The 14,941-nt window shown below is 66.3% G+C and carries 10 protein-coding genes and 1 riboswitch; of the genes, 5 read left to right on the forward strand and 5 right to left on the reverse strand.

Annotation, left to right across the window (positions count from 1 at the left end; all coding sequences use genetic code 11):
• Positions 1 to 221: 221 nt before the first annotated feature.
• Positions 222 to 1,964: an oxalyl-CoA decarboxylase gene (oxc, locus tag A5686_RS08280; protein WP_067932946.1), complete on the forward strand. Its 1,743-nt coding sequence runs from the start codon at positions 222 to 224 to the stop codon at positions 1,962 to 1,964.
• Here oxc and A5686_RS08285 read toward each other — a convergent pair.
• Positions 1,948 to 2,880, reverse strand: a complete 933-nt coding sequence (locus A5686_RS08285) for a LysR family transcriptional regulator (RefSeq protein ID WP_067933039.1) — start codon at positions 2,878 to 2,880, stop codon at positions 1,948 to 1,950. The genes oxc and A5686_RS08285 overlap by 17 nt on opposite strands.
• 395 nt (positions 2,881 to 3,275) lie before the next feature.
• Between A5686_RS08285 and A5686_RS08290 the strand changes: the two genes are divergently transcribed.
• Together A5686_RS08290 and car are read left to right on the forward strand one after the other, a co-directional pair.
• Positions 3,276 to 4,031 (forward strand): L,D-transpeptidase family protein, encoded by a 756-nt coding sequence (locus tag A5686_RS08290; protein ID WP_067933041.1) that lies wholly within the window; start codon positions 3,276 to 3,278, stop codon positions 4,029 to 4,031.
• 142 nt (positions 4,032 to 4,173) lie between these two features.
• Positions 4,174 to 7,755 (forward strand): carboxylic acid reductase, encoded by a 3,582-nt coding sequence (gene car, locus A5686_RS08295; RefSeq protein WP_231986319.1) that lies wholly within the window; start codon positions 4,174 to 4,176, stop codon positions 7,753 to 7,755.
• Between the two features lie 10 nt (positions 7,756 to 7,765).
• Here car and A5686_RS08300 read toward each other — a convergent pair whose 3' ends face one another.
• On the reverse strand, positions 7,766 to 8,380 hold the full coding sequence (locus A5686_RS08300; RefSeq protein ID WP_082947533.1) for a hypothetical protein: 615 nt from the start codon (positions 8,378 to 8,380) through the stop codon (positions 7,766 to 7,768).
• A gap of 180 nt (positions 8,381 to 8,560) precedes the next feature.
• Here A5686_RS08300 and A5686_RS08305 point away from each other — a divergent pair, with 180 nt between their 5' ends.
• Positions 8,561 to 9,502: an NADP-dependent oxidoreductase gene (locus tag A5686_RS08305; RefSeq protein WP_067932949.1), complete on the forward strand. Its 942-nt coding sequence runs from the start codon at positions 8,561 to 8,563 to the stop codon at positions 9,500 to 9,502.
• Here A5686_RS08305 and A5686_RS08310 read toward each other — a convergent pair.
• On the reverse strand, positions 9,494 to 11,293 hold the full coding sequence (locus tag A5686_RS08310; RefSeq protein WP_156750004.1) for an NRAMP family divalent metal transporter: 1,800 nt from the start codon (positions 11,291 to 11,293) through the stop codon (positions 9,494 to 9,496). The two genes, A5686_RS08305 and A5686_RS08310, sit on opposite strands and share 9 nt — an antisense overlap.
• A 114-nt stretch (positions 11,294 to 11,407) precedes the next feature.
• Positions 11,408 to 11,620: a hypothetical protein gene (locus A5686_RS08315; protein WP_067932952.1), complete on the reverse strand. Its 213-nt coding sequence runs from the start codon at positions 11,618 to 11,620 to the stop codon at positions 11,408 to 11,410.
• A 234-nt stretch (positions 11,621 to 11,854) separates the two neighbouring features.
• A riboswitch (M-box (ykoK) riboswitch) is annotated at positions 11,855 to 12,027 on the reverse strand.
• Positions 12,028 to 12,139: 112 nt separating this feature from the next.
• Here A5686_RS08315 and A5686_RS08320 point away from each other — a divergent pair.
• Entirely contained in the window at positions 12,140 to 12,799 is a 660-nt protein-coding gene (locus A5686_RS08320) for an O-methyltransferase (RefSeq protein WP_067932954.1), read from the forward strand.
• A gap of 3 nt (positions 12,800 to 12,802) precedes the next feature.
• Here the strand turns inward: A5686_RS08320 and A5686_RS08325 are convergent, their stop codons facing one another.
• Entirely contained in the window at positions 12,803 to 14,797 is a 1,995-nt protein-coding gene (locus A5686_RS08325) for an acyltransferase family protein (protein ID WP_067933047.1), read from the reverse strand.
• Between the last annotated feature and the right edge of the window lie 144 nt (positions 14,798 to 14,941).

Raw genomic sequence — 14,941 nt, forward strand, 5'->3', positions numbered from 1 at the left:
TCCGCTACCGATGCCACCCTGCCGGTCGGCTTTCAGGTGCGTCCAATATCGATTCGCTCACGATCGATAATTGGCGGCTATTGAATCGTGGTAACAGCGCGCTGACATGGCACGATAGACAACGCAAATCGCCGGATAGCGCCCTGGTCTTGGACACGTGGCGTGCGCACGGGCGACAGTGATGGCGAAGGCAGTACCCGCAACACCGGAGGAGTCGCCACATGTCCACAGCTTCGGCATCTCCGACACGCCAGATCGATGGGTTTCACCTCGTGGTGGACGCGCTGAAAGCCAACGACGTAAGCACCATCTACGGGATTGTCGGCATCCCGATCACCGACCTTGCCCGCGTCGCGCAGGCGTCGGGAATCCGCTACATCGGGTTCCGGCAGGAGACCTCGGCCGGCCACGCCGCGGCCGCCGCCGGATTCCTGACCCGGCGGCCCGGTGTTTGCCTCACGACATCGGGACCCGGTTTCCTCAATGGCCTGCCCGCGCTGGCCAATGCCACGACGAACTGCTTCCCGATGATCCAGATCTCCGGCTCCAGCAATCGGGCGCTGGTGGATCTGCAGCGCGGCGACTACCAGGACCTCGACCAGCTCAACGCCGCGAAGCCGTTCGCGAAGGCCGCGTATCGGATCAATCGGGTCGAAGACATCGGGCGTGGCGTCGCGCGCGCTATTCGCGCCGCGGTCTCCGGGCGACCCGGTGGCGTCTACCTGGATCTGCCCGGTGAGGTGCTGGGCCAGACCATGGACGCCGACGCCGCGGCGGACACGGTCTGGCGCGTCGTCGACCCCGCGCCCCGACAGCTGCCGGCGCCGGACGCGGTTCATCGCGCGCTGGGCGTGCTGGCTCAGGCGCAACGACCGTTGATCGTGCTCGGCAAGGGCGCCGCGTATGCCCAGGCCGACATCGTGATTCGGAAGTTCGTCGAGGTCACCGGGATACCGTTCCTGCCCATGTCGATGGCAAAGGGCCTGCTGCCCGATTCGCACCCGCAGTCCGCCGCTGCCGCCCGCTCCCTGGCGATCTCGCGTTCCGATGCGGTCCTGCTGGTCGGTGCACGCCTGAATTGGCTTCTGGACCACGGGGATTCACCGAAGTGGAGCCGTGCGGCCAAATTCGTGCAAGTGGACATCGCCGCGACCGAGTTCGACAGCAACCAGCAAGTCGTGCCGCTGGCCGGAGACATCGGCTCGGTGATGTCCGCGCTGTATGACGGCGTGGCCGCCCGCCCGATCACGGCGCCGCCACAGTGGACCGGCGAGCTGGCCGAGCGCACGACACGCAACGATGCCAAGATGAGCGAGCGTCTCGCCGAAAATCCGCACCCCATGCGGTTTTATAACGCCCTTGGGGCGATTCGCGCTGTGCTGCAGGACAACCGGGACGCGTACGTGGTCAACGAAGGAGCCAATGCGCTCGATCTGGCCCGCAACGTCATCGACATGGAGCTGCCACGACACCGGCTGGACACCGGAACCTGGGGCGTGATGGGCATCGGGATGGGCTATGCCATCGCCGCCGCCGTCGAGACCGGGAAGCCGGTGGTTGCGATCGAGGGTGATAGTGCGTTCGGCTTCAGCGGCATGGAGATCGAGACCATCTGCCGCTACCGGCTGCCGGTCGCCGTCGTCATCCTCAACAACGGCGGCGTCTACCGCGGCGACGAGGCCACCCCCGGCACGGCGGCGATGGGATCGGATCCTGCTCCGACAGTGTTGAACGCTCGCGCGCGCCACGAGCTGCTCGCGGAAGCGTTCGGCGGCAGGGGATATCACGTCGCCACTCCGCCGGAGCTGCGTGCGGCGCTGACCGAAGCGATCAGCACCGGTGAGCCGTCGATCATCGACTGCGAACTCGACCCGGCGGCGGGCGTGGAAAGCGGGCATCTGTCCAACCTGAACCCGGCCAGTACCGCCGCCCCACCGCCGGCCGCGGTCAGCGCCGGCGGGTAAGCCCCAACAGCTGCGCGTCGAAAAACTCGTTCAGCGCCAGCTGCCCGGCGGAGGTGCCCAAGGCGCGGGCGATCGGCGTTCCCGGTCCGTTCGAGTTGGTAGCCAGGGCCACATCGGCTTTGAGCACCGGGTCGACCATTTCGACCGCCCGGATCGCAGGCCCTAGCGGCGAAGCCCACAGCCATGTGTGCGGCACGATGGAGGCCCAGTTGCCCGCCGACACCTGAGCGAATAACGATGCAACGGAATCCGTTTCGACCTGCGGGCCGACCATGATGGAATGGTCGGCGAAGGCTCGATCGATGATCTGGCGATCACGCATTTCCGGGGTGAGCAACGCCAGCGGCAGCTGCGCAACCTCCGCCCACGTCATCGTCGCCGTACCCGATCCGACCATGTCCGCCGCTGCCAGCAGCACATATCGCTCCTGGTACAGCGGGACGAGGTTGACGTCGTGAGCCTCGTCGGACGCCGCATGCACGATGGCGGCATCGATTTCGAACTCGCGGAGCCGCCGGTATAGTTCGGTGGCCGCCAGGCGAGAGAGGATGTGCACCTTCACCAATGGGTGCGCCGAACAGAACGCCGAGAGCACCAGCGACGCGGTCGTGGAGGCGGTGGGAACGGTTCCCAGCCGAAGGGTCCCCGTGATGCCAGAGCGCACGGCGTCCACTTCGGACTTGAACGCGTCGTGTTCGGCGAGAATCCGCCTGGCCCACACCACCAACCGCTCCCCCTCAGGGGTGAGGCCCTCGAAGCTGTGGCCGCGGTTGATCAGCGTGACGTTCAGTTCTCGTTCCAGCTTGGCGATCGCGGTTGAGAGCGCCGGCTGGGAGACAAAGCATTTCTCGGCCGCCCGGGCGAAGTGCCGCTCGGAGGCGACCGCCACGAAGTACTCCAGTTGGCGGAAGAGCACCCGCACTCCTCGGGTTCGGCTGGGCCTTTGGGCACCGGTCCCGCTGAGGCTAGCGCGTTGCCGGCGCGGGCCCAAGCCGAAGTTTGCGCCTCCACCGTGGCGGTTACCCCTATGAATTCGGCCTACCGGGCAGACCGTAACCTCGCGTCCGCGAAAAAACCGGTGCATGGGCGCCGCTTTCACGCAACCGCGGCTCGAACTTGCGTAAAAGTCACGGGTCGCCGGCCGAGGATCGGCACCCAGTCGGCTGCGCTGCGCGCGGTTGAACTCAATCGGTGATCGAATCGTTACCGTGACGACCCAGCTGGCCTGTCATTGTTTGCTGAAACCGGTGGTCAATGGGTAACCAGTAGGATATCGGTGTGTTAGTCACACCATCTCGAAGGGTGGACGCCATGCGTCGGGGTGTTCGTTATCTATTTGTTATGGTCACGATCACCGCTGTGAGCCTCGTCGTGCCGGTCGGTCGCGGCACCGCCGCCGTGCCGCTACCGCAACCCAGCCCGGCAGTCGCCTCGATTTTGCCCGCTGACGGCGCCGTGGTGGGCGTGGCCCACCCGGTCGTGGTGACCTTCACCGCTCCGGTGGCCGATCGGGCCGGGGCCGAACGGTCCATCCACGTCACGTCGCCCAGCGGCGTCCCCGGACACTTCGAGTGGGTCCACAACACTGTCGTGCAGTGGGTTCCCAACCAATATTGGCCCGCCCACACCCACGTGTCGGTCGGCGTGCAAGCCCTGACGACAGGCTTCGATACCGGCGAGGCGCTACTCGGTGTCGCCAGTATCTCCAAACACACCTTCACCGTCAGCAGGGACGGGGAGGTGCTGCGCACCATGCCGGCGTCGATGGGCAAGCCCAGCCGGCCCACCCCGATGGGCAGCTTCACCGCGCTGGAAAAGCAGCGCACCGTGGTGATGGACTCGCGAACCATCGGCATTCCGCTCAGTTCGCCCGAGGGATACAAGATCACCGCTCAGTACGCCGTACGCGTTACTTGGAGCGGCGTTTACGTGCACTCGGCACCATGGTCGGTTGATTCCCAGGGCAACGCCAATGTCAGCCATGGCTGCATCAACCTCAGCCCCGACAACGCCGCCTGGTACTTCAACCAGGTCAACGTGGGCGACCCTATCGAGGTCGTGGCGTGAGCGCTGCCAACATATCCCTGGCCTGACGCGGGCGCCCCGGCGTGCGCCCACACGGTGTGACAACCGTCACAGCCGTTGAACGGAAGCGCGGCCCATGGGGGTTCGTTCAGGTAGGCGAGTGATCTCCAACGAGAGGCGGGCCATGACCGTTGAGGCGAAGCGCGCGAAAGTTAGCTCTACAGGCCCGATCAGCGCGGCGCGCCAACAGGTAGCCGAACGCATCCGCCACTTGGACGCCCACGACGAACAGTTTCGGACTACGAAGCCCGATCCGGCCCTGCAGCACGCGGCACGGCAACCCGGCCTGCGACTGCCGCAGATCCTGGAAATCTTTGCCCAGGGTTACGCCGATCGCCCCGCGGTGGGCTGGCGCGCCCGCTCGTTGAACACCGATTCAGCGACCGGCCGAACCGGCACCCAGGTGCTGCCCCGGTTCGACACCATGACCTACCGCGAACTATGGGACAACGTCCGCGCTATCGCCGGCGCATGGCGACACGACGCCACCAATCCCGTTGCGCCCGGGGACTTCGTCGCCACCGTCGGTTTCGCGAGCGCCGAATATCTCACCATCGATCTGGTGTGCGCCTACCTCGGGCTGGTCACCGTGCCGCTGCAGCACAATTCGACGGCCGCACGGCTGAAGCCGATCGTCGAGGAGGTGGAGCCGTCCGTATTGGCCGCCGGTGTCGATTATCTCGACCTCGCCGTTCAAGCGGCACTGGGCATTTCATCGTTGCGGCGGGTCGTGGTTTTCGACTACCGGCCCGAGGTCGACGAGCACCGCGAGAGCGTCGATCGCGCGCGGGCGAACCTGGCGAGTGCCGGCATTGCGGTGATCATCGAGACTCTCGATGACGTGATCGCACGCGGCCGAAGCCTGCCGCCGGAGCCGATGTTCACCGGCGACACCGACGAGCGGCTGGCCATGATCATGTACACGTCGGGCAGCACGGGATTGCCCAAGGGCGCCATGTATACCGAGCGGATGCTCTGCAAGCTGTGGACCACCGAATTGATGCCCGACTTCGCGGACACGCCGGTGATCAACGTGAATTTCATGCCCCTGAATCACCTGGGCGGCCGGATACCGCTGTCGACGGCGTTCCAGGCCGGTGGCACCAGTTACTTTGTCCCGGAGAGTGACCTCTCGACGCTGTTCGACGACTGGAACCTGGTGCGTCCCACCGAAATGGGACTGGTGCCACGGGTGGCGGAGATGTTGTACCAGCGCTATCAGAGCGCCGTCGATCGATTCGAGGCTTCCGGCGCCGACACCGCCGCGGCGAAGGCACAGGCGCAGGCCGAGCTGCGCGAGCAGATACTCGGTGGACGCATCGTGACCGCCTTCTGTGGCACCGCTCCCCTTGCAGCGGAGATGCGCAGTTTCATCGAGTCCTGTTTGAGCGTGCACGTTCTCGATGGTTACGGCCTCACCGAGGTCGGCATGGTGACCAAGGACGGGCGTATCAACCAACCCCCGGTGCTTGACTACAAGCTGATCGATGTTCCCGAATTGGGGTACTTTCGCACCGACAAGCCCTATCCACGAGGCGAATTGTTGGTCAAGTCGCTGACCGCCACCCCCGGATACTTCAAGCGGCCCGATGTCACCGCCAGCGCCTTCGACTCCGACGGCTATTACCGCACCGGTGACGTGATGGCCGAGCTGGAGCCGGGCCGGCTCGCTTATGTCGACCGCCGCAACAACGTGCTGAAATTGGCCCAGGGAGAGTTCGTCGCCGTGGCGCGCCTGGAAGCGGCGTTCTCCAGCGCGGCCCTGGTGCGCCAGATCTTCGTGTACGGCAACAGCGAGCGACCGCACCTGCTGGCCGTCGTCGTCCCGACCGACGATGCCGCGCAGAAGTTCGCCGAAGACGACGACGGACTGAAGGCTGCGCTGAGCGAATCCCTGCGCCAGTCGGCCAAACTCGCCGAGCTGCAGTCCTACGAGGTGCCCGTCGACTTCGTCGTCGAGCCACAACCGTTCAGCGAGGACAACGGCCTGCTCTCCGGGGTAGGCAAGCTGCTACGGCCCAAGCTCAAAGAGCACTACGGCGCTCGGCTCGAACAGCTATATGCGCAGCTTGCCGAAAATCGGGTGACCGAATTGCGTGCTTTGCGCGAGGGCGCGGCCGACCGCCCGGTGATCTTCACGCTGACCCGCGCGGCCGAGGCGTTGCTTGGCCTGGCCGGCGGGCCGCCGGCACCCGACGCCCTATTCATTGAGCTGGGCGGCGATTCGCTATCGGCGCTTACCTTTTCCAACCTGTTGCGGGACATCTTCGACATCGAGGTGCCCGTGGGGATGATTACCGGACCGGCAACAGACCTCGGACGGATCGCGCAATACGTTGAATCTGAACGTGAATCGGGTTCGCGGCGACCAACTTTCGCAACGGTGCACGGGCAAGGAGCGACGCAGGTCCACGCCGCGGACCTCACCTTGGACAAGTTCATCGACCCGTCCACCCTGGCCCAGGCCCCGGCGCTGCCGCGGGCGACCGGCAGGCCGCACACCGTTCTGCTCACCGGCGCGAACGGCTACCTCGGGCGGTTCCTGCTTTTGGAGTGGCTCGAACGGTTTGCCGAAACCGGCGGAAAGCTCATCGCGATCATCCGCGCCGCGGACGCCGCGGCCGCCACCAAGCGACTGGAGGCCGTCTTCGATAGCGGCGACCCGCAATTGCTGCAGCGGTTCCGAACGCTTGCCGCAGACCACCTCGAGGTCATCACCGGCGATATCGGTGTGCCGAATCTTGGTTTGGAGCCGGATATTTGGGAGCGCCTCGCCCAGAGTGTCGACCTGATCGTGCACCCGGCCGCGCTGGTCAACCACGTGTTGCCATACGACCAACTGTTCGGCCCCAATGTGGTTGGCACCGCAGAGTTGATTCGGCTGGCGATAACGACGCGAATCAAACCGGTCACATACCTGTCGACGGTCGCGGTGGCCCTGTCGGTCGATCCGGCCACGTTCGTCGAGGACGGCGACATCCGCACCGTCAGCGCGTTGCGGCCGGTCGATGACAGCTACGCGAACGGGTACGCGAACAGCAAGTGGGCCGGCGAGGTGTTGCTGCGCGAGGCGCACGACCTGTGCGGCTTGCCGGTCGCGGTCTTCCGGTCCGACATGATCCTGGCGCACAGCCGGTATGCCGGACAGGTGAACGTGCCAGATGCGTTCACCCGCTTGATCTTCAGCTTGCTGACCACCGGTATCGCACCGGCCTCCTTCTATCAAACGGATGCGCACGGGAACCAGGCGGTGGCCCATTACGACGGGCTGCCTGCCGATTTCGTGGCCGAAGCGGTTACCGCGCTCGGTGCGCAAATCGCCACACCCGCCGCGGATTCCGGAGACTATCGGTCGTTCGACGTGATGAATCCGCACGACGACGGCATATCCCTGGATGTGTTCGTCGACTGGCTGATCGCCGCCGGGCACGACATCCGGCGCATCGACGACTACGACGAATGGCTGGACCGGTTCGCCACGGCCCTGCGGGCCTTGCCGGACAAGCCGCGCCAGCATTCGGTGCTGCCGTTGCTGGACGCCTACCGAAAGCCGGAGACGCCGTTGCGCGGCGCGCCAGCCCCCACCGATGTGTTCCGCAGCGCCGTGCGGGCAGCGAAAATAGGTCCACGCAAGGATATTCCGCATCTGTCGACGGGGTTGATCGACAAGTACGTCGCGGATCTGCGCTTGCTGGGCTTGGTGTGAGCACGCTGAGCTAGCGGGGTAGCCCGGCCTTTATCGCGGCGTCCTGCTTGCGCGCTATCTCGAGAGCGACGGCGGGATCGACCGGCTCGTTGGGCGGATTGTCGAATTCCAGCGTGACCAGTGCCTTGCCTTCGGTGAAGACCAAGACCGCCATCGCCTGGGTGTTGTCCGGTGTGGTACCCGAGATCGTCACCCCGTTCGCGCCGACGGCAAGCGGTTGCCAGCTGCCATTCACCTTGCCGTTGTAACTTCCTTGGGTGGAAGCCAATTCGGCGGCGGCCGCCGCAGGATCGGAGGCGACCACGATGGTGTCCCACAGCCGATGGCTGCTGTCGCCGTTGGCGAACAGCTGAGCAACACCGGGCGCATTGTTGGGATTCAGCATGGGCGACTGCGGCGCGGTGAGGCCCCCGCCGACGTCGTTCGGCTTGATCAGCAAGTAGCCGTAGTCCGAGGGCTGGACCGACGGCGGGCCGGTGACCGCGCTCGAAATAGACGAAGCGGGGGATTTCGACGTCGACGACGGCGAGGCGGATCTGTCAGCGCCGCCGCATCCGGTGCTCGTGGCGCCGATCACGACGAGGGCAACGGCCCAGCCGGCCATGCCGATCCGATCAACTTCCACGCATGTTCCTTCCACGTGTCATCGGTATCCGGCTTTCACCGCGGCTCCCGACGCCGCCGGCGAAACACTGGGGTAAACCAGGCTTGCTACGAACATAGGCCCACTCGGCGTCCGGTGGGTAGCACTTTGACATGCCTATGCTGACGTGGGTGACACGTCTCGTGTTGGAAGGAGATCGGTATGACGGCTGCAGCGCGCGCGGTACGGTTCGACCGTTACGGGGGACGTGAGGTGTTGTACGTCGCGGACATCGAGATGCCCTCCCCCGGACCGGGCGAGGTCGTCGTCGAAGTGCGTGCCGCGGGGATAAACCCCGGGGAAGCCGGTATCCGCGTCGGAGCGATGCACGAGATGTTCCCGGCCACCTTTCCCTCCGGGCAGGGTAGCGATCTGGCCGGCGTCATCACCGCAGTGGCACCCGGGGTCACCGAATTCTCGGTCGGCGACGAAGTCTTGGGATTCAGCATGCGCCGGTCCAGCCATGCCACCCACACGGCGGTCCCGGTCAACCAGTTGATCCGTAAACCTTCCGAACTCGGTTGGGAGGCAGCGGGTTCGCTGTACGTGGTTGGGGCGACCGCTTATGCGGCCGTCCGCGCGGTGGCGCCCCGACCCGGTGAGACGATCGCCGTGTCGGCCGCCGCGGGTGGGGTGGGCAGCCTTGTCGTGCAGCTGCTGGCCTTGCGCAAGGCGCGGGTGCTCGGCATTGCGGGCCCGGGCAATGCCGACTGGCTGCGCGCGCATGGCGTCAGCCCGATCACCTACGGTGACGGACTCGCCGCGCGGCTACATGACGCGGCGCCGGATGGCATCGACGCGTTCATCGACCTGTTCGGTCCGGACTACGTTCAGCTGGCCGTCGATCTGGGCGTGGCGCCCGAGCGTATCGACACCATCATCTCGTTTCAGAAGGCGGGCGAGGTGGGCGCCAAGGCCGAGGGCAGCATGGAAGCCTCGACGCCCGAGGTGCTCGCGGAGATGGCCGCCCTGATCGTCTCGGGCGCCATCGAGTTCGACATCGCCGCGACCTACCCGCTGGACCGGGTAGCTGACGCTTATGCCGAACTCGAGCAGCGGCACACGCACGGGAAAATTGTTCTGCTGCCAACCAACTCAGAATGAGGCGGCCGGCCCGACAACACCGGCCTGCATGATCTTGATGATGACGAAAACTACCGCCACCACCAGGTAAACCCGCAGGGTCATCAGCCCCGCCCGGCGCATCGGTGACATCGTGGGCCGATCGAGCAGCGCGACGTTGGGGGTTTGCCAAGCCGACCGGTCCTGGCGCCGTACCGCCCGTCTCTCGGCACGCGTCAGCGACGAAGCGTCCTCGAGTTCGTCGACCTCTTGCGGGTCCAGGCCGCCACCGAGCGTCCGCGCGATGGCTTCGGCCTCGGTCAGGTGCCGGTGTCGTGTACCCATGATGATCAGCGCGGCACCGCCGACGATGCCGAGCGCCGCGCCGGCCGCGAGACCAGCCTCGATGGTGGTCGTCGACAGATCGGGGAAGAAGGTGGCCGCCGTCAGCGCTAGCGACAGCAGCACCAGACACCACACGATGCTCCACGCAATGATGTTCTGTCGCACCGTGTTCACCCACGGCCCCAGCACCGCTCGGTCATTGCAGAGCAGCACCAGGAATACGGTGGCCGAGGGGAGCAGCACACCGGCGAGTGCCTGTACGCCCTGGGTCACCAGGCCCAGGACGTGGTTGGGACTGAAGGAGATCGCCGCCGACACCGCGAGCAGTATCGCGTAGCCGCCGTAGAACAGCGGGGCCTCGCGGATCTTCCAATGCAACGAGTGCCGCTTACCCATAGCATCACCGACCGCATAGGTGGTCGCCAGGCCGACGGCGTTGGCGCCGATCAGCGACGCGTCCAGCAGGATGATCGCGAACAGCACCCCCACCGCGCGACCCAGATGCTTCGACAATCCCGCCGCGACCGCGCCCGCATCGGTGAAGTGACCCGCATCGGCGGTGCCGGTCAATCCGAACGCCGCCACGGCCATCAGCGCCGTCGCGCCGACCATGACCACAACGATTCCTATCGCCAAATCCGCTCGGCCGTAAGGGATCCAGCGGGCGGTGATGCGCTTGTCCACCACGTTTGACTGCTGGAAGAACAGCTGCCACGGCGCGACCGTCGTACCCACGATCGCGACCACCAGCAGCAACACCGTCGAGTTGAGACCGCCGGGGAATTGCGGGATCAGGCCGGCCACGGTTGCTTTGGCGGTCGGATGCACCAGGAACACCATCGGAAAGATCAGCACATTCACCGCGATCAGGAGGAACATCAACCTCTCCCAACGGCGAAACGAGCCGCCGGCCACCACGGCGAACAGCAGCACGGCGGCGGCCGGGACGGCGATGATCTTCGGGCAACCCAGGAAGCCGAGAGCCAATGCGACACCGATGAATTCGGTGACGATCGTCAACGCGTTCAGGACCAGCAGATCACCAACGCTGAAGGCGCCCCAGAACTTGCCGAACCGCTCGAATATCAAGCGCGCGTGCCCAACCCGGGCCACCGCACCTAGCCGCAGTACCATCTCCTGGTTCACGTACAGCACCGGGACCAGCAGTGCCAACGTCCACAACAGGCCCATGCCGTAGTTCTGGCCCGCCTGCGCGTAGGTCGCGACGCCACCGGCGTCGTTGTCACCCACCATGACGATGAGCCCGGGCCCGGTGATCACGGCCAACGTCCGCAGCCGCCGCCAGCGTCCACTGGACGCGCCGTCCCCGTCGCGCCGGATGCGCCCGAACGCGCCGACGATGTCGCCGACGTGCGCGGAATCCACCACGGCCGGGCGTCGGGCCGGCAAGGATGCGCCCTCCGGCGCGCCAGAGGTCCCGCCGACCACCGGGGTGCGGCGGCCGCCGCCGGTGTCGATCGAAGTCATTGCATTCTCGCTATCTGGGGCGATTCTCACGTCGCGGGGACGCATTGGTGATGCGGCGTTCAACGAGCCTGGGGCGACGGGCGCCGCTGGGACGCCCGCCGCCCAGGCAGTGGTTCAACGGTGGTTACTGTCGGAACCCGCGACGTGGCCACCCAGCGATGCGGTGACCATCGCGATCGGCATCCGCGAGACGTACAGGTTGGCCCGCTCCTGCGGGGTCAAGCTGGCCCGCCGGTGAAACCTGTTGGCCACCAACCGGCCTGCCCGCAGCATCGACCGTCCACGCTCGGATGCCGCAGAAAAACGGTGCGTGACGACAAAAGCCATGATCTTCTCCTGACAGGAGCCCGATTGGCGTCGGCACGGGTGTCAACCGCGCAAGACCAACGAGGTCAGGCGGTGAAAGAAATGCCGGAACCGGATCGGGACAAGACGGATTTCGGATACGGACTATCGCCAGGACTCATCTCGCCCTCACCTCCTCACGGCCAAGACACACGCGGGTGTCGCCACATTCACCTGAACGAAAGAGGTTGGAAAGACCCACGACACAAACCGCGGGCCGCACCCCTCTCGTCGGAGCTTCGGCACTGCACGGCGTATCCGTAACATTCCGGAAGCCACTTGGGCTCAACCCTTGGGTCCGGGAAGAGCTGTCCTGACCCGGGGCGTCTCTCGACGTTCGGGGTCAGTGGCCTGTATCCATGCAGACGCCTCACCTACCGAGGTGCTTGCGGGGTCCATAGTGACACCGGTGCGCGGCGTCGTCAAACCGCTTAGCGGATCCCTGACACCCTCCGCGGCTCTCCCAGCGCCCGCTAAGGACGCGCGCCTAGGCTCGGTGCCATGACCACTACGTTGCAGGACGCCCGGGTCGCTTCGACGCTCGACCGCATGTATGCGGAGGCGAAAAACCAGATGGCGCTGTTGCGCGAGCGGCGCGGCGCGTTCGACCGGCCGATGACCACGCAGGAACGCACCGAGGCGATGAGCGAGTTCTACATCCCGGTGACGCGGGACGCCGGCCGGCTGCTGTATTCGCTGGTGCGGGCCACCCGTCCGGCCACCGTCGTCGAATTCGGCATGTCGTTCGGCATCTCTGCGCTGCATCTGGCCGCCGCGGTGCGCGACAACGGCGCCGGCCGGGTGGTGACCACCGAGCTGAGCGACACCAAGATCGCCGCGGCCAAGCAGACGTTCGCCGAGACCGGCCTGGACGACGTCATCACCATCCTGGAAGGCGACGCGCTGTCCACGCTGGCGGACTTGGGGGGACCGGTCGATTTCGTGTTGCTCGACGGCTGGAAAGACCTGTACTTACCCGTGATCGAGATGCTGGAGCCCCGCCTGTCCACGGGTGCACTGGTCATCGCCGACAACGCCAGCTCGGCCGACCTGGCGCCCTATCTCGATCGCGTGCGCAACCAGGACAACGGCTACGTCAGCTTCAACTTCCAGGTCCGCGAGAGCGATAGCATGGAGATCAGCTGCCGCACAAGCGATTAGGGTCTAGCGCAGCGATTCCTCGAGCCACGGCGTGAGCCACTTCACCCCTTCGGGGGTGAGGTGAACGCCATCGCTGCGCACCTTGATGCCATCGACCTTGGGGGTATAAACCCCGTCGGGGCACAGCTTCTTGTTCAGATCGAGGATCGCGACTCCTCGATGGTGGCTCACGGTCTTGCGCAACATGGTGTTCCACAGGTTGACCCGATCCGGCTGGTCCTCCGGATACAGCCGGCCGTCCGGCTTTTCACCGCCCCGGCTGTAGGGAACGGTAGCAACCACCACGCGGACACCGGTAGCGCCCACGATGTTCAGCGCCCGTTCGAGCTCACCGTTGAGGTAGGCGTCGAAGGTCGGGTCGCCGATGTGAGTCCACTGGCCCTCGTTGACCCGGTCCACCGTCTCCCAGCGGCCGATGACGAGCAACGCGACGTCTGGCTGGTCGCGGCTGACCTGGGTCGACCAACGAATCGGCCAGCCGTCGCACTCGGACCGTTGCTCCAGAGTCTGGCCGATGTAGCGGTACGGCGTGCCACGCACCAGGCTGCATCCGATGACAGTGTGGTCGAGGAACGTGAACCCGGGCGTCGGGGGCAGGTAGTGCATCCAGGTCCACCCGATCGAATCACCGAACACCGAGACGGTGAACGGCCGGTTGGCGTCTCGAGGCCGGCTCGCGCCGGGCGGCGACGGCGAGACCGCCGCGACGGCCGAGACGCCGGGCGGTAGCCCGGTCTCCCGCAGGCCGGGCCCGGTGCCCACCGGAATCACCAACAGAGTCACCGCGGCCGCACTGGCAACGCTCGCGGCCGCCAGCGGCAACAGCGGCACTCGCGCCGGGCGCCATCGCCGAATGGGTTGTTCGAGCAGCCAATACGACGTTGCGGCAATCAACAGCGTGGCGCCACACCGGGCAGCGAATAGCGGCAGACCCGACCATCCGGTGCGTTCGCCGTTCAGCGCCAAGAAGATTGGCCAATGCCACAGATAGACCCCATAGGAGATGGTTCCCAGCCCCACCAGTGGGCGCAACGCGAGCGCGTGCGCGACGACTCCGCGCTGCTCCAGGGCGACGGGTGCGATGACGATCACCGCCGCAATCGCGACTCCAATCAGCAAGCCGTGGCGGAATTCTCCGCCGGCCCCGGTGGCGTAGTGCGTCGCCGCGGCCAATCCGGCCAAACCCAACAGCGGCAGAACCCGGGCGACCCGGCGCCCCCACCGCGTGCGGATCATGCACCAACCGCGGTTCATCGACGGCCAGTCCCGCACCAGCAGGGCGGCGGCCGCGGCACCGATCAGCAACGCCTGCGCGCGGGTATCGGTGCCGAAGTAGATCCGGTCGCGGGTGCCATCCGACGCCGAGACGATGGCCAGAGCCGCCGAAGCCAGGGCACCGAGGGTGGCGATCAGGAACGTGGCGAAGCGCACACCACCGACGGTGGCCCGGGAACAGCGGCGCCTCGCGCGGGCGGCGAGCAGTAGGGTGACCGCGATGAGCAGCACCGGCCAGACGAAGTAATACTGCTCCTCCACCGCGAGTGACCAGGTGTGCTGCAGGGGCGAGGGTGGAGCGCCCTGGGTGAAGTAGTCGGTCTTCTGGGCGACGAATCGCCAGTTCGCCATCCACACGAAGGCGGCAATCGCGTCGTCGCGCAGGCCGGTCAGCGACCGGTCGGGCAGCAGCTGGCGGGCGGCGGCCACGGTGAGCACCATGAGCACCAGTGCGGGCAGCAGCCGGCGCGCGCGCCGGATCCAGAAGCCGGTCAACTCGATACGACCGCTGCGTCCCAGCTCGTCCAGGAGCAGCGAGGTGATCAGGAATCCGCTGAGAACGAAAAACACGTCGACGCCGATGAATCCGCCGCTGACGCCCGGGATGCCGCCGTGCCCGATGAGCACCAGCGCAACCGCGATCGCGCGCAGCCCGTCGAGTGCCGGGATTCCACTGGCCCGCTCCGGCCGGTCCCAGATCGCCAACCGGCCAACCCGGCGCACCGGGGCCACCCATCGGGGCCGAGTACGGCGAGCCGGCGCGGGGTGAGACCCGCCCGGCTCTGTGCTTGCTGTCAGCGCGCCGTAACTACCATTTCGCCCGGCGCCATGGTTGATGCCGATACGTCGCTGCTCCTCCTGTTGAGT

Source organism: Mycobacterium sp. E2479 (assembly GCF_001667925.1).
In the GTDB taxonomy this organism is placed as follows: domain Bacteria; phylum Actinomycetota; class Actinomycetes; order Mycobacteriales; family Mycobacteriaceae; genus Mycobacterium.

What these genes read in the sequence shown, in the direction of transcription:
- oxc (WP_067932946.1), top strand. Translation starts at nt 222, where the DNA reads ATGTCCACAGCTTCGGCATCTCCGACACGCCAGATCGATGGGTTTCAC.
- A5686_RS08290 (WP_067933041.1), top strand. Translation starts at nt 3,276, where the DNA reads ATGCGTCGGGGTGTTCGTTATCTATTTGTTATGGTCACGATCACCGCT.
- car (WP_231986319.1), top strand. Translation starts at nt 4,174, where the DNA reads ATGACCGTTGAGGCGAAGCGCGCGAAAGTTAGCTCTACAGGCCCGATC.
- A5686_RS08305 (WP_067932949.1), top strand. Translation starts at nt 8,561, where the DNA reads ATGACGGCTGCAGCGCGCGCGGTACGGTTCGACCGTTACGGGGGACGT.
- A5686_RS08310 (WP_156750004.1), bottom strand. Translation starts at nt 11,293, where the DNA reads ATGACTTCGATCGACACCGGCGGCGGCCGCCGCACCCCGGTGGTCGGC.
- A5686_RS08315 (WP_067932952.1), bottom strand. Translation starts at nt 11,620, where the DNA reads ATGGCTTTTGTCGTCACGCACCGTTTTTCTGCGGCATCCGAGCGTGGA.
- A5686_RS08320 (WP_067932954.1), top strand. Translation starts at nt 12,140, where the DNA reads ATGACCACTACGTTGCAGGACGCCCGGGTCGCTTCGACGCTCGACCGC.